Here is a 16798-nt window from a genome sequence, read left to right on the forward strand (position 1 = left end):
GCCATGCAAACAACAATAAAAGGCCTGAGGTTCTGGTGCTGCACCCTTGCGGGTAGTGCCACCCTGGCGCTGGTTCCAATGACTACAGCCGTTGCTGCGGAAGATGCCCGCGTCAACGGTTTCTACGAAAACGCAACCTACGGGCGAGAGGGCGTTGGTCTATCCAAGTTCCGGAATACGCTGCAACTGGAAGGCGAGAAACGAATTGGCGACGTGGGCATTTTCAGCAACGTTTCCATTAACGGCACATTGCGTGGCACCTATGACGGGGTGTACGACCTGAACAAGGATGAATATGGACGTACCGCTGGTGGTGCCATTCTTCTTGAAGACACCGCACTGGCGCCCAATCCTGACCCATTCGTACCCCATGGTGGCGGTATCGCTCCGACACCCAACTTCGGTTTCGACATCAATCAGAACCCCAACGACGGCATGATCGTCCTGGGTGAAAACCTGCACCCTCAGGATGGTGGTGTCGGATTTGGTGTTCCGGTGCGCCCCTGCGATGTCGACAGCCGGGGCTGTATTGATGACTACCTGGACAAGGATCTGAACGAGCTTCGTTTCCAGGAGTTCAACGACCGGGCGGATTTCATCCGTGAACTTTATGTCGATTTTGACCTGAACTTCGACAGCGGCAACGTGCTGAGCACCCGCCTGGGTAAACAGCAGGTCATCTGGGGCCGCACGGACCTGTTCCGGGTACTGGATGTTATCAACCCGGTGGATTTCTCCCGCAACAACATCTACGACGAGCTGGAAGACATCCGAATCCCCATGTGGATCCTGAAATCAGACTATCGCATGGGCCCCACCGAGGTATTCGATGGCCTGGCCTTCGACGACCTGAACTTCCAGGTGGTCTGGAACTTCGATCAGTTCCGTCCCCATGATATTGGCCAGTGTGGGCAGCCGAACGTCATTCTGGATGCAGGCTGCTTCTTCCGTGGTATGAATAATCTGTGGGAAAACGGCGGCACCGTTGCCAACTTTGCCAACGGCAGCATCGCGACAGACTTTGGCCCCGGGCAGATCGGTATCCGTGAGGCGCATCTGCCGAGCTGGAGCCTTTCCAACACCCAGCTGGGTTTGAAACTGGAAGGTGTATACGGCGATCTCGGCTTCTCTCTGAACGCCTTGACCTACCGTTCCCAGCTTCCTTCCCTCCGCGGTGGCATCCCGGCTGAGAACGCATTCACCGGCGATACCGCCGTTTGGCCAAGCCTGATCGCGTTCGATATCCACTTCCCGAGAGTAAACCTGGTCGGCGGCTCACTGGACTACTACTCCCAGGGCATCGACACCGTGTTCCGGGTTGAAACTGCCTACACCTCTGGTGAAGAGTTTGCCAATACCCTGCGCGAAAAGCTGTATTCCGAGTCTGATGTCGTTCGCTACGTCGTGGGGGCCGACAAGAACATATTTATCCCTGCCCTGAACGAGTCCCAGGCGTTCCTGTTTTCCGGTCAGATCTTTGGCCAGCACATTCTTGACCACGAACGCGAACAACGTCTGCTGGGCGAAGCCGGCATTCCAGACTGGGAACAGAACTGGATTGCGACCCTGTTGATCAAGGGTTTCTACATGAATGGCCGTCTTAGCCCACAAATCATTACCGCCCACGACGTCCGTGCCCAGGCAACTGCAGTTGCACCGTCAGTGGAGTGGCTGGTTAACGACAACTTCAGGCTCACAGCCGGCGCAAACTTCAAGGTCGGCGATGGTGCCCGCAAGTTCGATGACTGCCGCACCTGTAACCCCTGGGATCCGTTCACCGCCGCCTATCCTGGCCAGCCTGCGGGTGAATCTGCCGGTCTTTCCGGATACGAACCCCTTGGCCGCTTCCAGTCAGGACCGATCGGCATGGCCCAGAAAGAAGACGAAATCCAGCTGACCGCACGTTACAGCTTCTGATAACGAGGAACCAAAATGACTACGACAAAGAACAAATCCGTTTTTAGATGGCTGATGGCTGGCTGCACGGCAGGCCTGATGTCGACAGCGCTAATGGCCGATGAGGCAGTTATTACCAACTCCTTCTATCCCTACAACACAGAGACACCGAGCTTTGATGGACTAAAAGCAGGAATGGTCATTGACCAGAGCAACGTTGCCCAGTTCAAGGACGCCATCGATCCCGCATTCTACGGTTTTATCGAGCAGGGCATGACCACCATCACCGTAGGCGAGACCACCTCCTTTGATCTGCATCCGAACTATGTCGAAGCTACGCGGGTTTCGCTGGGACAAGTGTCTCTTGGAAACGAGGTGGGCGAGATCAGTGGCTGGAGTGCAGGCCGCCCCTTCCCCGAAGAACCTGACGCCAACGATCCACGAGCCGGCGAAAAGCTGGCCTGGAACTACAAGTATGGCTATAACTGGGGCGACAGCGCGGCTATCTACCCGTTCTACTGGAAATACCGGGACATGGACTCTGGCAAGGTGGAGCGCACTATCAAGTTCAACTTCCACTTCCTGAACTATAAAGGCCGGGTCACCCAGGAACCGACGCCGGAAATCACTCCGAACCCGTCTGACCTGTTCCGGGCGATTTATGTGCAGGTACTGGACCCGGCTGATGTCCGCAACACCCAGCTCCTGATCCATCGTGCAGCGGACGATCTGAAGCGGGACAACTCCTGGCTGTACCTGGGCTTCCAGCGTCGGGTCCGTCGTCTGGCAACTGGCCAGGTCACTGACGCGTTTCTCGGCTCTGATCTGATGATCGAGGACTTTGAGGGCTATAACGGCCGGATTTCAGACATGAACTGGACCTACAAAGGCACTCGCTACATGCTGATGCCCTTCTACAACCACAATGATCTGACGCTGGATGCCGAAACCCACATCGACAGTGATGGTTATCAGGTTGTGTCCTTCAGTGGCCAGGGTGGCTGCTTCCCTGATATCACCTGGCAGTTGCGTAAGGTCTACGAAGTTGAATCGGTTCCTGTGGACGAAAGCCACCCGCTCTCAAAACGTGTTCATTTCATGGACGCGCAGACCTTCACCATTCCCCGAACTGTGTCCTACGACCGCAAGGGTAGCCTCTGGAAGACCTTTACCATTGGCCAGGCACACCCCGATCACCACCTGCCGAAAAACAAGGGCAGCGGTGTGTCCATTGACGACAGCTTCAGCATGATTGATGTCCAGGCCAGCCACTGCACCACCGGCCAGTTCAAGGGACAGGTTGATCCGGAACTGTCGCCGCCCCAGATGTTCAACGTTCAGCACCTCCGGGCAACTGGAAGCTGATCCAAGGACCCTTGTTGCTTCTCCATTGGGCCCGCTCAGGCGGGCCCTTTTTTTGGATCATTGAGGACATTGAACATGATGGATAGCCAATCAACTGCCAGCGAACAAGGTTCAACAGATCCTCTGACAGTTGTCGTCTCTCGGCGGGTCAAAAAAGGCAATCAGGAAGAGTTCGAGGCTCTGAGCAGCAAAATGACCGAACGAGCATCCCGTTTTCCGGGATATCTCGGTACCACCATGTTCAGGCCGGCCTCAGAGGACGACCCGGAATATCGCATCGTGTTCAAGTTCCGAGACCGGGAATCCCTTGAGCGATGGGAGAGCTCCGAGGAAAGAGCGGACCTGCTCGGGCAGATTGAGAGCCTGCTGATTCAGCCCAGTGAACGGGAAGTCACTTCGGGAATCGTCACCTGGTTCACTCTGCCAGGCCAGAATCCGGTGACGCCACCACCCAAATGGAAGATGACCCTTGTCAGTTGGCTGGCACTCTATCCGGCTGTCACGCTCGTCTTCGTAATGTTCGGAGACTGGTTGGCACAGATACCGCTTTTTGTACGAACACTGCTGGTCACCGCGGTGGTGATGCTGTTGATGAGTTATGTGCTCATGCCGAGAATGACTCGCTGGTTCGCATTCTGGTTGTTTCCCAAGAAAGGCGACTCATCCCGATGAGCAAACGACCTCTTGAACCACATCGGCCAGCAATGGGCATGGAGCAGGCCAAACCGGCCTGACCTGCTCACGACTGCATCAGTTTAGAAATGAATAACCGTCCGGATGCTCTTACCCTCATGCATCAGGTCAAACGCCTTGTTGATGTCTTCCAACGGCATTTCATGGGTAATGAACACATCCAGCGGAATCTCGCCCCTCTCGGCTTTCTCCACGTAGCCCGGCAGTTCGGTGCGACCTTTTACACCGCCGAAGGCTGAGCCACGCCAGACGCGACCCGTCACCAACTGGAACGGGCGGGTACTGATTTCCTCACCGGCACCGGCAACACCGATGATGGTGGATTCGCCCCAACCTTTGTGACAGGCCTCGAGCGCCGCTCGCATCAGCTTCACATTACCCACGCACTCGAAGGTGTAGTCGGCGCCACCATCGGTCATCTCGACAATCACTTCCTGAATCGGCTTGTCATAGTCATTGGGATTGACCACATCGGTGGCACCCAGCTGCTTGGCGATGTCGAATTTACCCGGGTTGATGTCGACCCCGATGATCCGGCCGGCCTTGGCCATTTTGGCGCCAATGATCGCCGCCAGGCCGATACCGCCGAGACCGAAGATGGCTACGGTTGCGCCTTCCTCGACCTTGGCGGTGTTCAGCACCGCACCGATACCTGTGGTCACGCCGCAGCCGAGCAGGCAAACCTTGTCCAGGGGCGCTTCCTTGGGGATCTTGGCCAGGGAGATTTCCGGCAGTACGGTGTACTCGGAGAACGTCGAACATCCCATGTAGTGATACAGCGGCTGGCCATTGTAGGAGAAGCGGGAGGTACCGTCCGGCATCACGCCCTTACCCTGGGTTGCACGAACAGCGCCACACAGGTTGGTTTTACCGGATGTACAGAATTTGCACTCGCCGCACTCAGCCGTATACAGGGGAATGACATGATCCCCTACTTCCAGGTTTTTTACGCCCGGCCCAACGGCTTCGACAATGCCGCCTCCTTCGTGACCCAGAATGGTGGGGAACAGGCCTTCCGGATCGGCACCGGAGAGCGTGTAGGCGTCGGTGTGACAGACACCAGTGGCAACGATGCGCACCAGAACCTCGCCCTCCTGGGGCGGTGCAACGTCAACTTCGACGATTTCTAGCGGTTTGTTGGCTTCAAAGGCCACCGCGGCACGGGATTTGATCACTTTCGGCTCCTTGATTGCTATGGCGCAGGTATTTGGTTACGGCCTTTCAGCCGTGACTGTTTGACTCATTCTAGCCGACTTGGCAGTGGGCATGTTGCGATTCAGAGGCTCCGAAATCTTTTCTGGATCTGGAGCGTATCTACAGGGCAGAATCAAAAGGTTGAGGAGCTCTTACGTTGCACACGCTTTACTGGTTTACACGGGACCTTCGCCTGCACGACAACGCCGCTCTGCTGGCCGCTTCAAAGTCCGACATGCTGCTCTGCGTCTACGTGGTGGATCCGCGCTGGTTCGCACCCGGCCCCCTGCAAAGCAAAGCCATGGGCGACCACCGCTGGCGTTTTCTCTGGCAAAGCCTGATGGCCCTTGAACGAAGCCTTCGGCCGTTGGGGCAAAGACTCCACATTGCCTATGGCGAGCCGGAAACGGTCATCCCGGAACTTGCCCACGCTCACAGCATTGAGCGCATCGTTCGCTCCCGCCTGCCGGGCACCCGGGAAGCCGGCCAGTGGCGAGCCATCAAGGACAAACTGCCCAAGACCCTGTTCCAGCAATTCGAGACACTGAGCATGTTCACCGAGGGCTCCCTGCCGATGGCTCTCGAGGATTTGCCGGATACCTTTTCCCAGTTCCGCAAGCAGGTTGAGAAAACCGGTGAACGCTGCTCAGAACGGTTGAGGATTCGCACGCTGACGGCCCTGCCCCCACCGCCCGGCTTTCCGGAAGACAACCGGGGCGACTGCCCGCCCATACCAGAGCCGATGCAGCCGTTGCAGTTCATGGGCGGTGAAGCGGCAGGCCTGGGTCGGCTGAAGGAATTTCTCTACGACAATCACAGCATCGACCGCTACAAAGAGACCCGCAACGCTCTGGATAGCTGGGATGCCTCCTCCAAGTTCTCGCCCTGGCTGGCCAACGGGTGCCTCTCGGTTCGGGAAGTGGCAGAAACCATCACCGAATATGAAGCCAGTGAGACCAAAAACGAGTCCACCTACTGGCTCTGGTTCGAACTGCTGTGGCGGGAATACTTCTACTGGTACGCCCTGAAACACGGCGCCAACCTGTTCCGCCGGGATGGCGTCCAGCGCAAACGTCGGCATGGCACATTCTACGGCCACCGTTTCAAGGCCTGGTGCCAGGGCAACACAGAATACCCGATCGTAAACGCGGCCATGAATCAGCTGCGGGAAACCGGTTACATGAGCAATCGGGCCCGGCAACTGGTGGCAAGCTGTTTCATTAATGAACTGGGCCTGGACTGGCGTTACGGGGCGGCATGGTTCGAGGAGCAGTTGATCGACTATGATGTGGGGAGCAACTACGGCAACTGGCAGTACCTGGCTGGCGTAGGGGCGGACCCGAGAGGCCTGCGGCAGTTCAATCTGGAAAAACAGACGCAACAGTACGATCCCACCGGCACCTTCATTGACCGCTGGGGCGGACACGCGGAACAGCCCGTAGGTTTACACACAGTGGATGCGGCAGACTGGCCCCTGTAGTAAAAGGCAAATAGCCATGACGAATCGGACCGACAACGAAAGCACCAGCACAGCAAGGGAAACCCTGGCCCGCATCATCGACACCAGCTCACCGGCAACCTTGCTGAGCTGCGGCAGCCTGGCAACCGAAATGTCGCGAATCTGGCAGAAACACCAGGAAGGTGTGGACGTGCACACCCTGGACACATCCGATCCGAACGCCAGCCTGGTGCTCGAAAGGGTCGTAGACTTGGCTCTGGTCACCGAAACTCTGGAGCATCTGCCCCACGATGAGGGCGCTCTACTTTTGGGGCAGCTCAGGAATTACGGCACCCATCAGATTGCCGTTCTGGTGGGAGAGACTCCTGACTGGGCCTTTACCGATTTCATCGGCCTCGGCTTTCGTCGCCATGCCGAACTGGAAAATGATAACGGCGCACTCACGCTGTATACCTACAATCTGGATACTTACAACCACAAACGGGCCTGGAACAATCCAGAGAACTGGGCCAATCCGGAAATGTGGGGCAAAGCATGGTGGTAGAAAGCGCGGTAGTGAACAGTCCGTCCTCCCAGAAACTCAAACCGAGCACGATCCGGATCGGCACCCGGTACCGGGCCAATCGGCTGAAAGGCCCCTACGACGCCATTGTGATCGGCTCCGGCATCGGCGGGCTGACAACAGCCGCGTGCCTGGCGAAAGCCGGCAAGAAAGTCCTGGTGCTTGAACAGCATTACACCGCCGGCGGCTATACCCACAGCTATGCCCGAAACGGCTACGAGTGGGACGTGGGCGTCCATTACATCGGCGACATGGGCTCTCCCCACACCCTGGGGCGCAGGCTGTTCGATTACATCACCGACGGCAAGCTGGAATGGGCACCCATGGACGAGAACTACGACCGGTTCTTTCTGGGTGACAAGGTCGTGAATTTGCGGGCCGGCAAGGAAGGGCTGCGGCTCTCATTGCTGGATGCCTTCCCGGATGAGCAGGAGGCCATCGACAAGTATGTGAAACTGCTGGGCAAGGTGGCGGATGGCATGCAGTGGTATACACTCTCCAAGCTGACACCCGGGGTTCTGAGTCCGATAGTACACAAAGGTCTGGATGTGGCCCTGCCGAACTGTTTTAACAAAACAACCTGGGAAGTTCTGAGCGAATTGACCGACAACCAGGAACTGATCGGTGCCATAACCGGCCAGTGGGGCGATTGCGGCGTCACGCCCAGGCAATCGAGTTTCATGGTTCATGCCTTGATCGCCAAGCACTACCTCTACGGCGGTTTCTATCCCGTCGGCGGTGCCTCGGAGATCGCGAAAACCATTATTCCTGTCATTCAGCAGCCTGGCGGCGAGGTATTCACCTACGCCGACGTCACCGACATCCTGGTGGAGAAAGGCAAGGCAACCGGCGTGCGCATGGCCGATGGCGAGCAAATCCGGGCACCGATGGTCATCAGCAACGCCGGTGTAATCAACACCTTCGAAAAACTGCTGCCAGCCGATGCGGCGGAAAAGGTTGGCTACAAGAGCAAACGCCGGCACATTATTCCCTCCATGCCCCACATCGGGCTTTATATCGGCCTGAAAGGCACGCCGGAAGCACTCGGCCTGCCCCGCACCAATTTCTGGATCTATCCCAGCGCCGATCACGACGACAACGTGCAACAGTTCCTGGATGACCCGGAAAACACCGAGTTTCCGGTGGTGTATATCTCCTTCCCGGCTGCCAAGGATCCGGATTACCAGAACCGTTGGCCGGGCACCTCCACCATCGAGATTGTGGCACCGACCACCTGGGAGATGTTCGAACCCTGGCAGGACACCATCTGGGGCAAGCGGGGCGAAGACTACCAGACTCTAAAACAGAAAATCACTGACCAGTTGCTGGAAGTGATGTACGAGAAGCTGCCCCAGCTAAGGGGAAAAGTGGATTACGTGGAAACCTCCACGCCGCTCTCCACCGCCTGGTTCTGCCGTTACGGCCGGGGCGAGCTGTACGGTCTGGACCACAACCCGGAGCGCTTTGAGCAGGACTGGCTGAAACCGAAAACCGATATTCCCGGGCTGTATCTCACCGGCCAGGATATCCTCACCTGTGGCGTAGTGGGTGCGATGATTGGTGGTCTGGTCAGCACCCTCGCCATTCAGGGCTGGCGCGGCGCCGGGTTGGCGAAACGCATTTTCGTGGGGTGACAGGGGTTGCCCAGACCGATCTGTGCCGATTGCGGCATGCACCGCAATATCTGTGTCTGCGAGGCCTGCGCCCCCGTGCCCAACCGCACCAGGGTGTCGGTGCTCCAGCATCCAACGGAAGTTGGCCACCCCAAAGGTACGGTCCGCATACTGTGCCAGTCCCTTAAAAACCTGGAAGTTTTCTGCGGCGAGACGCCGGAGGATTTCCGTGAGGCCGGTTTCGAAACCGACACTGTAACCGGGAATTCAGCCCTGCTGTTTCCGGGGCCCGGCAGCGACACCCTCGAATCCTCAGATCTGAGCCATATCGACCACTGGATGATTCTCGACGGCACCTGGCGCAAGGCTGCCAGAATCCTTCACCAGAACCCGGCACTGGCGTCGCTGCCCCGCTTCCATTTCGCCAGTCCTCCAGCGTCTGCCTACACCATCCGCAAGGCTCCTGGCTCGCATCATCTGGCCACAGCAGAGGCGGTCGCCTATCTGCTCAACGTGGTGGAGCCGGGCCTGGATACCCGGCCCATTTCCAGGGCAATGCGTACACTGGTGGACAAACAGTTCGCCCAGATCCCGGCCCGGCTGCACAAGCACTATCAATAAACCCGGCCGGGTGAGACGAGCGCCCGGTCCGCACGTAATCTCCGGAAACCTGATCAAAACCGAGAGCAGCCCATGTCCAAGCAATTTGACCCGGCAGACCTCTCCCGCATCATCGAAATGGCGTGGGAGGACCGCACACCCTTCGAGGCCATCGAAGCCCTCTATGGCCTTCGCGAAAAGGATGTCATCCGCCTGATGCGTCGCGAGCTCAAGCCGGCCAGCTTCCGGCTCTGGCGCAAGCGGGTAACCGGGCGCAACACCAAACATCGCCAGCTACGGCCTGAGGGTGTAAACCGCGGCTATTGCCCGACCCAGTACAAGCACCGATAAACGCCTTGCCATTGGCATTGACGACGAAGCTGCGCGATCATGAGCATTCAGGCATCAAGCAAGTGAGGAACCCTCTCGATGGCATTGTTCAACCAGAAAAACGCCCGCAAACAGTTGGACGCCGAGGCGAGCAAGGTTCATCGGGCGGATCTGGAAACGCTGCTGGACCGCCAGCGCAGTATTGAAGAGAAAGTGAAAGGCAGCGGCAAACTGTCTCGTTTCAGCGCCGACATCAAGCTGATGTTTTCGATGATCCGCGATTACTGGTACGGCAATTACCGGAGCGTTCCGTGGAAAACGATCGCAGCGGTGGCGGGCGCGCTGATCTATGTGATGAACCCCCTCGATGTAATTCCCGACCTGATTTTCGGATTCGGACTGGTGGACGACGCCGGCGTTGTAGCGCTGTGCCTGAAACTGGTGGAGTCCGATATTCACCGCTATGCTGCCTGGAAAGAACAGCAGGAAGAACTGGAAAGAACCCATCAGACGAATTGATTAAATTCTGATCTGAAGGTAATCTCACACCCCTTCTCAGCCTCGCTCAAACCAAATCTGGAGATACCGTGGATTTCGCCACTCTTATCGGTCTTGTTGGCGCAATTTTGCTCATTGCTTCGGCTGTTATTCTTGGCGTCTCTCCGTCCGTTTTCATCAACCCACCATCCCTGCTGATCGTTATCGGCGGCACTATGCTGGTTGTTCTGGCCAAGTTCAGCTTTGCTCAGTTCCTGGGCGCTTTTAAAGCCGCTGCCCGCGCCTTCAAGTTCAAGCTACCGGAAACCCAGGCAAGCATTGAAGAGCTGGTGGACATCGCCAACGTGGCTCGTAAGGAAGGGGTTCTTGGCTTGGAAGACCGAGAGATCAGCAGCCCCTTCCTGGCCCAGGGTATCCAGATGCTGGTGGACGGGCAGGACAGCAAAACCATCAAGGAACTCCTGAACAAAGAGCGGCTGATGACCCTCGACCACAACCGTTCCGGCGCCAAGGTGTTCACGGCCATGGCCGATGTGGCTCCGGCCATGGGCATGATCGGCACCCTGATTGGCCTGGTGCAGATGCTTTCGAACATGGAAGACCCCAAGTCTATCGGCCCGGCCATGGCTGTCGCCCTGCTGACCACCCTCTATGGCGCCATGATCGCCACCATGATTGCCACCCCGATTGCCGACAAGCTTTCTCTGCGAATGACCGAGGAAGCGCGCATGCAGTCGCTGTACATTGATGCCCTGGTGGCCATCCAGGAGGGCACCAACCCACGCATCATCGAGCAGATGCTTTCAAGCTACCTGCCGCCCAAGGAACGTGAAAAAGTGGCCGAAGCAGAAGGCGCGTAACCATGGACGAGTTGCCAGAAGAGGAAAAACCGGGGATTCCGGCGTGGGTTGTTACCTTCGCTGATCTTATGTCCCTGCTGATGTGCTTCTTCGTTCTGCTGCTGTCCTTTTCGGAGATCGACGCCCAGAAGTTCAAGCAGATCGCCGGTGAACTCTCCAAGGCCTTCGGCGTTCAGCGGGACGTGCCCGCCCTGGAAATCCCCAAGGGCACCACCCCCATCTTCGACAAGTTTTCGCCCGCACCGCCAGAGCCTACCGTGGTCAACGAGGTCAAACAGACCACCACCGAGGACGACCCGGAACTTCAGACCCTGAAAAGCCCCACCGACATGGCCGTTGAAGCCGCCATGGAGGAACAGCTGCAGGAAACAATGGACGAGATCCTGCAAGTTCTGGAACCTGCAATCGCCGATGGGCGCATCAATGTGAGCGAGGATCAGCGGCGAATCGTGATTCGGGTTGAGGAAAAAGGTTCTTTCCCTTCGGGCTCGGCTCAGCTGACCTGGGAATTCGAGGGCCTGCTGCTGGATATGGCGGAGGTAATTGAAGGCATTCCCGGTGACCTGACGATCGAGGGACACACCGACAACGTGCCTATCCGGACCGACCGTTTTTACAGTAACTGGGACCTCTCCGCCGCCCGTTCAGCAGCCGTTGCCAACGTTCTGGTTGCCCGGGACCAGGTGGAACCCACGCGTCTGTCCGTCACCGGTCTGGCGGATACCGAGCCGCGGGTACCCAACACCTCTGCAGAGAACCGCGCCAAGAACCGGCGCGTGGAAATCATCATTGATCTCTCCGGCCCGATGCAGGAACAGGAAGTACGCCTTCGGGAACTGATCCAGTCCGAATCGGATGATGCCAAATCCAGCCTCGGGATCGAATCCGAATCCGACAGCTCGACACCAAACGAAATCAGTTGGTAAGCGCAATCTATTTTGGTGCGCTACACGCTAAAACGCACAGTATGAGTGCATTATTAGAGTGAAAATAGTACCTCACATTTCTGAAAGCCCCCTCAACTGCCCTTCAGCTCTTGATATGCCTTGTTTTGGAACAGCTCTTGCTTCAGCTGCACCTCAACAATGCACAAGCCAACGTAAACGGTCCGATAGAGGCCGGACACACAACATCAGGAGCGAAAACCCGTGGACATCACGAGTGCAGTACATACCCTGACCGAAAGCGCCAACACGCTGTTCATCCTTATCGGCGCCATTATGGTGCTGGCCATGCATGCCGGCTTTGCCTTCCTGGAAGTGGGCACTGTTCGCCACAAGAACCAGGTCAATGCCCTCGTCAAGATCATGACCGACTTCGGCATCTCCGCCGTGGCCTACTTCTTTATCGGCTATTACATCGCCTACGGCAGCCATTTCATGAGCGGCGCCGCCGAGCTCACTGCTGCCAACGGCTATGATCTGGTGAAGTTTTTCTTCCTGATGACGTTCGCCGCGGCCATTCCCGCCATCGTGTCCGGCGGTATTGCCGAACGCGCCAAGTTCTACCCGATGCTGATTGCCTCAGGCCTGATTGTCGCCTTTATCTATCCCTTCTTTGAGGGGCTGATCTGGAACGGCAACTATGGTTTCCAGGGCTGGCTGGAGAGCCAGTTTGGTGCATCCTTCCACGACTTTGCCGGCTCCGTTGTAGTGCACGCGGTGGGCGGCTGGATCGCCCTGGCGGCCGTACTGGTTCTGGGTGCACGAAATGGGCGCTACCGCAACGGCAAGGTGGTGGCCTTTGCCCCCTCCAACATCCCCTTCCTCGCCCTGGGCGCCTGGATTCTGACCGTCGGCTGGTTTGGCTTCAACGTCATGTCGGCCCAGACCCTGGACGGCATCAGCGGCCTGGTGGCCGTGAACAGCCTGATGGCCATGGTCGGCGGCATCCTCGTCTCCATGCTGCTGGGCCGCAAGGACCCGGGCTTTATCCACAACGGCCCGCTAGCGGGACTGGTGGCGGTATGTGCCGGCTCTGACCTGATGCATCCGGTAGGCGCTCTCGTGACTGGCGGCGTAGCAGGCGCCATCTTCGTTTACCTGTTTGAATGGGCGCAGGCCAAAATCGAACGGCTGGACGATGTTCTGGGTGTCTGGCCCCTGCACGGTGTTTGTGGTGTCTGGGGCGCGATTGCCTGCGGCATTTTTGGTCAGGAAGCGCTCGGTGGCCTGGGCGGTGTCAGCCTGATGTCACAGATCATTGGCTCAGTGGCCGGCGTTGTGGTGGCCTTTGTTGGCGGCCTGATAGTTTATGGAGCAATCAACGCCATCTCCGGCTTGCGCCTCACCGAGGAGGAAGAGTTCAACGGGGCGGATCTGAGCATTCACCGGATTGGTGCAAACGCGGTCGAATAACCCGGTTCAGCTCCGGCTCACTCGCCGTATCCGGTCAGTTCCATGTAGCCAACGCCCCCATGGCTGCCGGATACGGAAACCGGGCTCTCCCAGTACGGGTAGAGCCCACTATTCAGATAGTCTCCAGGAGGTGCCGACACCTCCAGATTCACTCCGTAATCCGGCACTTCCAGACGCCACTGGCGGGGAAAACCCTCAGCCTCTGGATTGGTTGGGTGAAGGCGGAGCTGGTCGGGCTGAAGCGCAACCGGCTCACCCTTGTCTGGAATCCAGGTACCTGCCCGAAAGGCACCATCGTCCTCTCTGAGCCGGAAAGCCATCAGCTTGTCACCCGAGTCCAGATGCAAGGCGAACCAGTCCCAGCCCTGCTGGCCGGATTTGAGAAACTGGCTGCTCCACTCCCGATCAAACCAGCCCTTTCCTGTGACCTCCAACGTCTGGTCGCCAAGGGTGACGGTGCCCTCTATCTGCAGGTCCACCAGGCTGAAATACATGGAACCCTCACCACCCGCAGACTTGGCGCTAAAGCCGTTATCGCCGTGGGCAACAGGCTCGCCATTGACCGAGAGGGATAAGTCGTAGGACCAACCGTCCGCCGCCACCTTCAACCGCCAGACTTCATTGCCGGAGCCAGCCTCAAGCTGCCAGTCGTCCAGCCAGACAGCCAAAGGCGCTGCCCGCGCGCCGGCATGGCCGACATCGCCCCGGGCCAATTTCTCCGCGAAGTAATGTTGGGCATCAAAGCTCACCGCAGCATGGGCCATCCAGGCCGCTTCCAGGGGCCAGTTAATTGCGTCCGGGAGCTCAGCGCCTGCCGGCCTCGGCTTGATTGCCTGGCGGAACTGTGTCCATTGCAGGCCCAATGGCTCTTCATCCGCGGTCTTCAGATTGGCAGTGAGGTACCACCACTCAATCCGATGCTGCGGGTGGGGGCCGAAATCACCAGGAAATGTCAGCCGGTCTCCCGGGCCGGGCTGCAAAAAAGGCACGCCGGATTCGTTTTCTGCGACACCGGCCAGTCCGGCAAACCCTGCCTCCTGCTGTGGTTCCGAACACCCGGCCAGAACCACGGCGAAGCAGATGAAGATCCAGCGCCTCATCGCTCACCTCCCGCCATCGCATTGGCATTCACTGGTGCGACCGTCGGTGATTTCAGCTGGCGGCTCATCAGCAGGGCAATGCTGAGGCCGATCAGCAGGCTGAGCACACCGAGCTCCAGCCAGAATCGCGGGTAGACGGCCATCGGCAGGGACCAGCCAAACGCGATGGGATTGATCCGATGCACCAGAACCCAGGTCAGCCAGACGCCAAGCGGCAGGGCCAACAGGGCAACGGCTCCGGTCAGCGACACCGACAACCGGATCAGCTGGGCAGAAGCCTGCCTTCGTGACAGCCCCCACACCACAAGCAGCCGGAAATACCAGGCCCGGGTCGAGAAAAACACCCAGCCCATCATCAGCAGCGCGATGGCCGCCAGTACCAGGGTCAGGGTGGTCATGGCCCGGGTCAGCAGAAATGTCTGATCGAAAATGGCGGAGGCGAGTTCCTCAATCGCCCGATTGTCCCGGATCGTCAACGCTTCGACCTGCCATACCCGCTGCAATCCATCGATCACGTCCTCGATGGAGAGATTGCCCGGCGATATCGACAGGCTCTGAAAGCCGGCGGCAAAGTCTGCAGGAAGAACCGAAGGATGAATCAGGATCTCGCCGGCGGGACGCCCATAATCCGGGTAGATGGCCAGCACAGGGAATTCGAACGACTGGCTTGCGAGGGTTACCTGCAGGGTCTGGCCGACCTTTACATCCTGCCGGCGCGCCAGCTGTTCATTCACCATCACGCCCTGGCCCTGCTGCAGGCTTTGCCAGGGCCGCGGCGCTGATTCAAACAACTGCCAACCGGTCACCAGCGGGCCAACCGGGCCGATAGCAAAGACGTCAACTCTGGCATCCCCCTCATCCTTGCCGCCCAGCAGAGTTGCCCGGCCCCGAATGACCCGGTGCCACAGCCCGGACGCTGCGAGCTCCGGCTGGTCAGCGAGCCAGTCGACCGCCAGGGTTGGATCCGCTGATTCAGGGACTTCGATGTAATAATCCGCTTCCAGTCTCTGAGAAAGCCATCGGTCAAAGGTGCTTTCAAAAGTGGTCACCAGTGCCTGCACCGCCAGAACCATCGCCATGGCGAACTGCAGCGCTACCAATGGCAGTGCCAGGCGACGAGCCAGCACTGAAAGCTCCCGGTGGCGCCATCGTGCCTGTAGATCCCTGTCGTGGCCGGACCGCCAGTCTGCAAGCCAGGCAATCAACCTCGGCGCGAGAATGCCGGCAGCCACGAATACCATGGCCACAGCAATGAAAAGCCAGAGCAGATCCGTAACCCAAACTGACAAGGCAAGGCCGGCCAGAAGCACCAACAACACCAAGCCGCCGGAACGTCGGTTGCCTCCCGCAAGCCCCCGGGCCAGTGGACGGAGGAAATCCGCCAGGCAAGCCACCAGGACTACGGCCATCATGATGACTAGCGGCACCAGCCAGCTCCCGCCCTGGCCTGCGTACAACGGCTGATCGAACAGCCCTTCGAGCGCCTGTCCGAAGCCACTGCCCAGGCCAGTGGCCAGCCAGCGGCCAAGCCAGATTCCGGGCACAACACAAACCAGGGCCAGCATCAGGATCTCGACAACGAGCAGGCGATTCACACGGCCTTGAGGAACGCCAAACCGATGCAACAGGGCAAAGCTGTCCCGACGCTGGGCCAACCCGAGCACATAAACACTGCGCACGAGCAAGGCGGTAATCAGGAGAACCAAAACCCCCAGGGCATCCAGATTCAGCAGGAAGCTGTCACTCAGCTCGCCGGTGTCCGGGCCAACGCTGAAAGGCACCAGCTGATAGCCGGACGGCAGATCGCCGCTGGTGTGATCTTCGGAAATCAGCAACGACAGCTCGCTGCCCTGATCGCGGTCGAGTTCAGCCGCTTCACTGATATCCACAAAGGGCCGGCCATCCAGCTCCCCACCCCAGGGTGCCTCTTGCCCCCCAGGAACCTGAAAACAGCCGGCTGCCAGAGGGTCGACGCCCACCACGCGCTCGCCCTCCGGCGAGGAAATCTCCAGCCAGGGCATGACACACAGTCCCTTTCGACGTAGCTCGACGAAGTCGTCCACAGTCACGGGGTTACCATCTCTGCGGACTACCTGCTGGCGCTCGGCTACCGCCGATTCGCTCTGATCGAGACTGGCCCGGGCCTGGCTGGTGAGATGATGAACGCCAGTCCAGAGCATGGTGGCCAGCACGATCATGACGGCCAATGCCAGCAGCTGGAGAGGGTGACGACGGTAGTGGCTGAACAGAGCGGCCAACAGGGTCATGGCG

General features: G+C 58.6%; 15 protein-coding genes. 12 read left to right on the forward strand and 3 right to left on the reverse strand.

Features of this window, described 5'->3' with window-relative positions:
- Positions 1-3 precede the first annotated feature (3 nt).
- From A8B84_RS10740 to A8B84_RS10750, 3 genes are all read left to right on the forward strand, one after another.
- Entirely contained in the window at positions 4-1917 is a 1914-nt protein-coding gene (locus tag A8B84_RS10740; RefSeq protein ID WP_014579135.1) for a DUF1302 family protein, read from the forward strand.
- Between the two features lie 15 nt (positions 1918-1932).
- Positions 1933-3261 (forward strand): DUF1329 domain-containing protein, encoded by a 1329-nt coding sequence (locus A8B84_RS10745; RefSeq protein ID WP_064229184.1) that lies wholly within the window; start codon positions 1933-1935, stop codon positions 3259-3261.
- A 75-nt stretch (positions 3262-3336) separates the two neighbouring features.
- Entirely contained in the window at positions 3337-3933 is a 597-nt protein-coding gene (locus A8B84_RS10750) for an antibiotic biosynthesis monooxygenase (protein WP_064229185.1), read from the forward strand.
- A gap of 83 nt (positions 3934-4016) precedes the next feature.
- On the opposite strand, the gene A8B84_RS10755 is transcribed toward A8B84_RS10750, so the two are convergent.
- Positions 4017-5129 carry an S-(hydroxymethyl)glutathione dehydrogenase/class III alcohol dehydrogenase gene (locus A8B84_RS10755; RefSeq protein WP_064229186.1) on the reverse strand — a complete coding sequence of 371 codons (1113 nt, stop codon included), beginning with the start codon at positions 5127-5129 and terminating at the stop codon, positions 4017-4019.
- Between the two features lie 176 nt (positions 5130-5305).
- Here A8B84_RS10755 and A8B84_RS10760 point away from each other — a divergent pair, with 176 nt between their 5' ends.
- The 9 genes from A8B84_RS10760 to A8B84_RS10800 all read left to right on the forward strand — a co-directional run bounded on the left by A8B84_RS10760 (position 5306) and on the right by A8B84_RS10800 (position 13427).
- A complete protein-coding gene (locus A8B84_RS10760) occupies positions 5306-6628 on the forward strand; it encodes a DASH family cryptochrome (protein WP_064229187.1) in 1323 nt (440 codons plus the stop codon).
- Between the two features lie 16 nt (positions 6629-6644).
- On the forward strand, positions 6645-7151 hold the full coding sequence (locus A8B84_RS10765) for a DUF6231 family protein (protein WP_064229188.1): 507 nt from the start codon (positions 6645-6647) through the stop codon (positions 7149-7151).
- Complete coding sequence (locus A8B84_RS10770; protein WP_064229189.1) at positions 7142-8803, forward strand: phytoene desaturase family protein; 1662 nt, start codon at positions 7142-7144, stop codon at positions 8801-8803. Before A8B84_RS10765 ends, A8B84_RS10770 begins: the two co-directional genes overlap by 10 nt.
- A gap of 6 nt (positions 8804-8809) precedes the next feature.
- Entirely contained in the window at positions 8810-9403 is a 594-nt protein-coding gene (locus A8B84_RS10775; protein ID WP_064229190.1) for a tRNA-uridine aminocarboxypropyltransferase, read from the forward strand.
- A gap of 72 nt (positions 9404-9475) precedes the next feature.
- On the forward strand, positions 9476-9733 hold the full coding sequence (locus tag A8B84_RS10780) for a TIGR03643 family protein (RefSeq protein WP_064229191.1): 258 nt from the start codon (positions 9476-9478) through the stop codon (positions 9731-9733).
- A 78-nt stretch (positions 9734-9811) separates the two neighbouring features.
- Positions 9812-10231: a YkvA family protein gene (locus A8B84_RS10785; RefSeq protein WP_064229192.1), complete on the forward strand. Its 420-nt coding sequence runs from the start codon at positions 9812-9814 to the stop codon at positions 10229-10231.
- Between the two features lie 68 nt (positions 10232-10299).
- The gene (pomA, locus tag A8B84_RS10790; protein WP_064229193.1) at positions 10300-11070 is read left to right on the forward strand and encodes a flagellar motor protein PomA; all 771 of its coding nucleotides are present in this window, start codon (positions 10300-10302) and stop codon (positions 11068-11070) included.
- 2 nt (positions 11071-11072) lie between these two features.
- Positions 11073-11996 (forward strand): flagellar motor protein MotB, encoded by a 924-nt coding sequence (locus tag A8B84_RS10795; RefSeq protein ID WP_064229194.1) that lies wholly within the window; start codon positions 11073-11075, stop codon positions 11994-11996.
- Positions 11997-12218: 222 nt separating this feature from the next.
- Positions 12219-13427 (forward strand): ammonium transporter, encoded by a 1209-nt coding sequence (locus A8B84_RS10800; protein ID WP_064229195.1) that lies wholly within the window; start codon positions 12219-12221, stop codon positions 13425-13427.
- Between the two features lie 17 nt (positions 13428-13444).
- Here the strand turns inward: A8B84_RS10800 and A8B84_RS10805 are convergent, their stop codons facing one another.
- Both A8B84_RS10805 and A8B84_RS10810 read right to left on the reverse strand, forming a co-directional pair.
- Positions 13445-14527, reverse strand: a complete 1083-nt coding sequence (locus tag A8B84_RS10805) for a lipocalin-like domain-containing protein (RefSeq protein ID WP_064229196.1) — start codon at positions 14525-14527, stop codon at positions 13445-13447.
- Positions 14524-16794, reverse strand: coding sequence for an FtsX-like permease family protein (locus tag A8B84_RS10810; RefSeq protein ID WP_064229197.1), 2271 nt, complete (start codon positions 16792-16794; stop codon positions 14524-14526). Before A8B84_RS10810 ends, A8B84_RS10805 begins: the two co-directional genes overlap by 4 nt.
- Positions 16795-16798: the final 4 nt, after the last annotated feature.

Source organism: Marinobacter sp. EhC06 (genome assembly GCF_001650915.1).
In the GTDB taxonomy this organism is placed as follows: Bacteria; Pseudomonadota; Gammaproteobacteria; order Pseudomonadales; family Oleiphilaceae; genus Marinobacter.

Coding starts and splice junctions, on each gene's coding strand:
- A8B84_RS10740 (WP_014579135.1), top strand. CDS start 4: ATGCAAACAACAATAAAAGGCCTGAGGTTCTGGTGCTGCACCCTTGCG.
- A8B84_RS10745 (WP_064229184.1), top strand. CDS start 1,933: ATGACTACGACAAAGAACAAATCCGTTTTTAGATGGCTGATGGCTGGC.
- A8B84_RS10750 (WP_064229185.1), top strand. CDS start 3,337: ATGATGGATAGCCAATCAACTGCCAGCGAACAAGGTTCAACAGATCCT.
- A8B84_RS10765 (WP_064229188.1), top strand. CDS start 6,645: ATGACGAATCGGACCGACAACGAAAGCACCAGCACAGCAAGGGAAACC.
- A8B84_RS10770 (WP_064229189.1), top strand. CDS start 7,142: ATGGTGGTAGAAAGCGCGGTAGTGAACAGTCCGTCCTCCCAGAAACTC.
- A8B84_RS10780 (WP_064229191.1), top strand. CDS start 9,476: ATGTCCAAGCAATTTGACCCGGCAGACCTCTCCCGCATCATCGAAATG.
- A8B84_RS10785 (WP_064229192.1), top strand. CDS start 9,812: ATGGCATTGTTCAACCAGAAAAACGCCCGCAAACAGTTGGACGCCGAG.
- A8B84_RS10795 (WP_064229194.1), top strand. CDS start 11,073: ATGGACGAGTTGCCAGAAGAGGAAAAACCGGGGATTCCGGCGTGGGTT.
- A8B84_RS10805 (WP_064229196.1), bottom strand. CDS start 14,527: ATGAGGCGCTGGATCTTCATCTGCTTCGCCGTGGTTCTGGCCGGGTGT.
- A8B84_RS10810 (WP_064229197.1), bottom strand. CDS start 16,794: ATGACCCTGTTGGCCGCTCTGTTCAGCCACTACCGTCGTCACCCTCTC.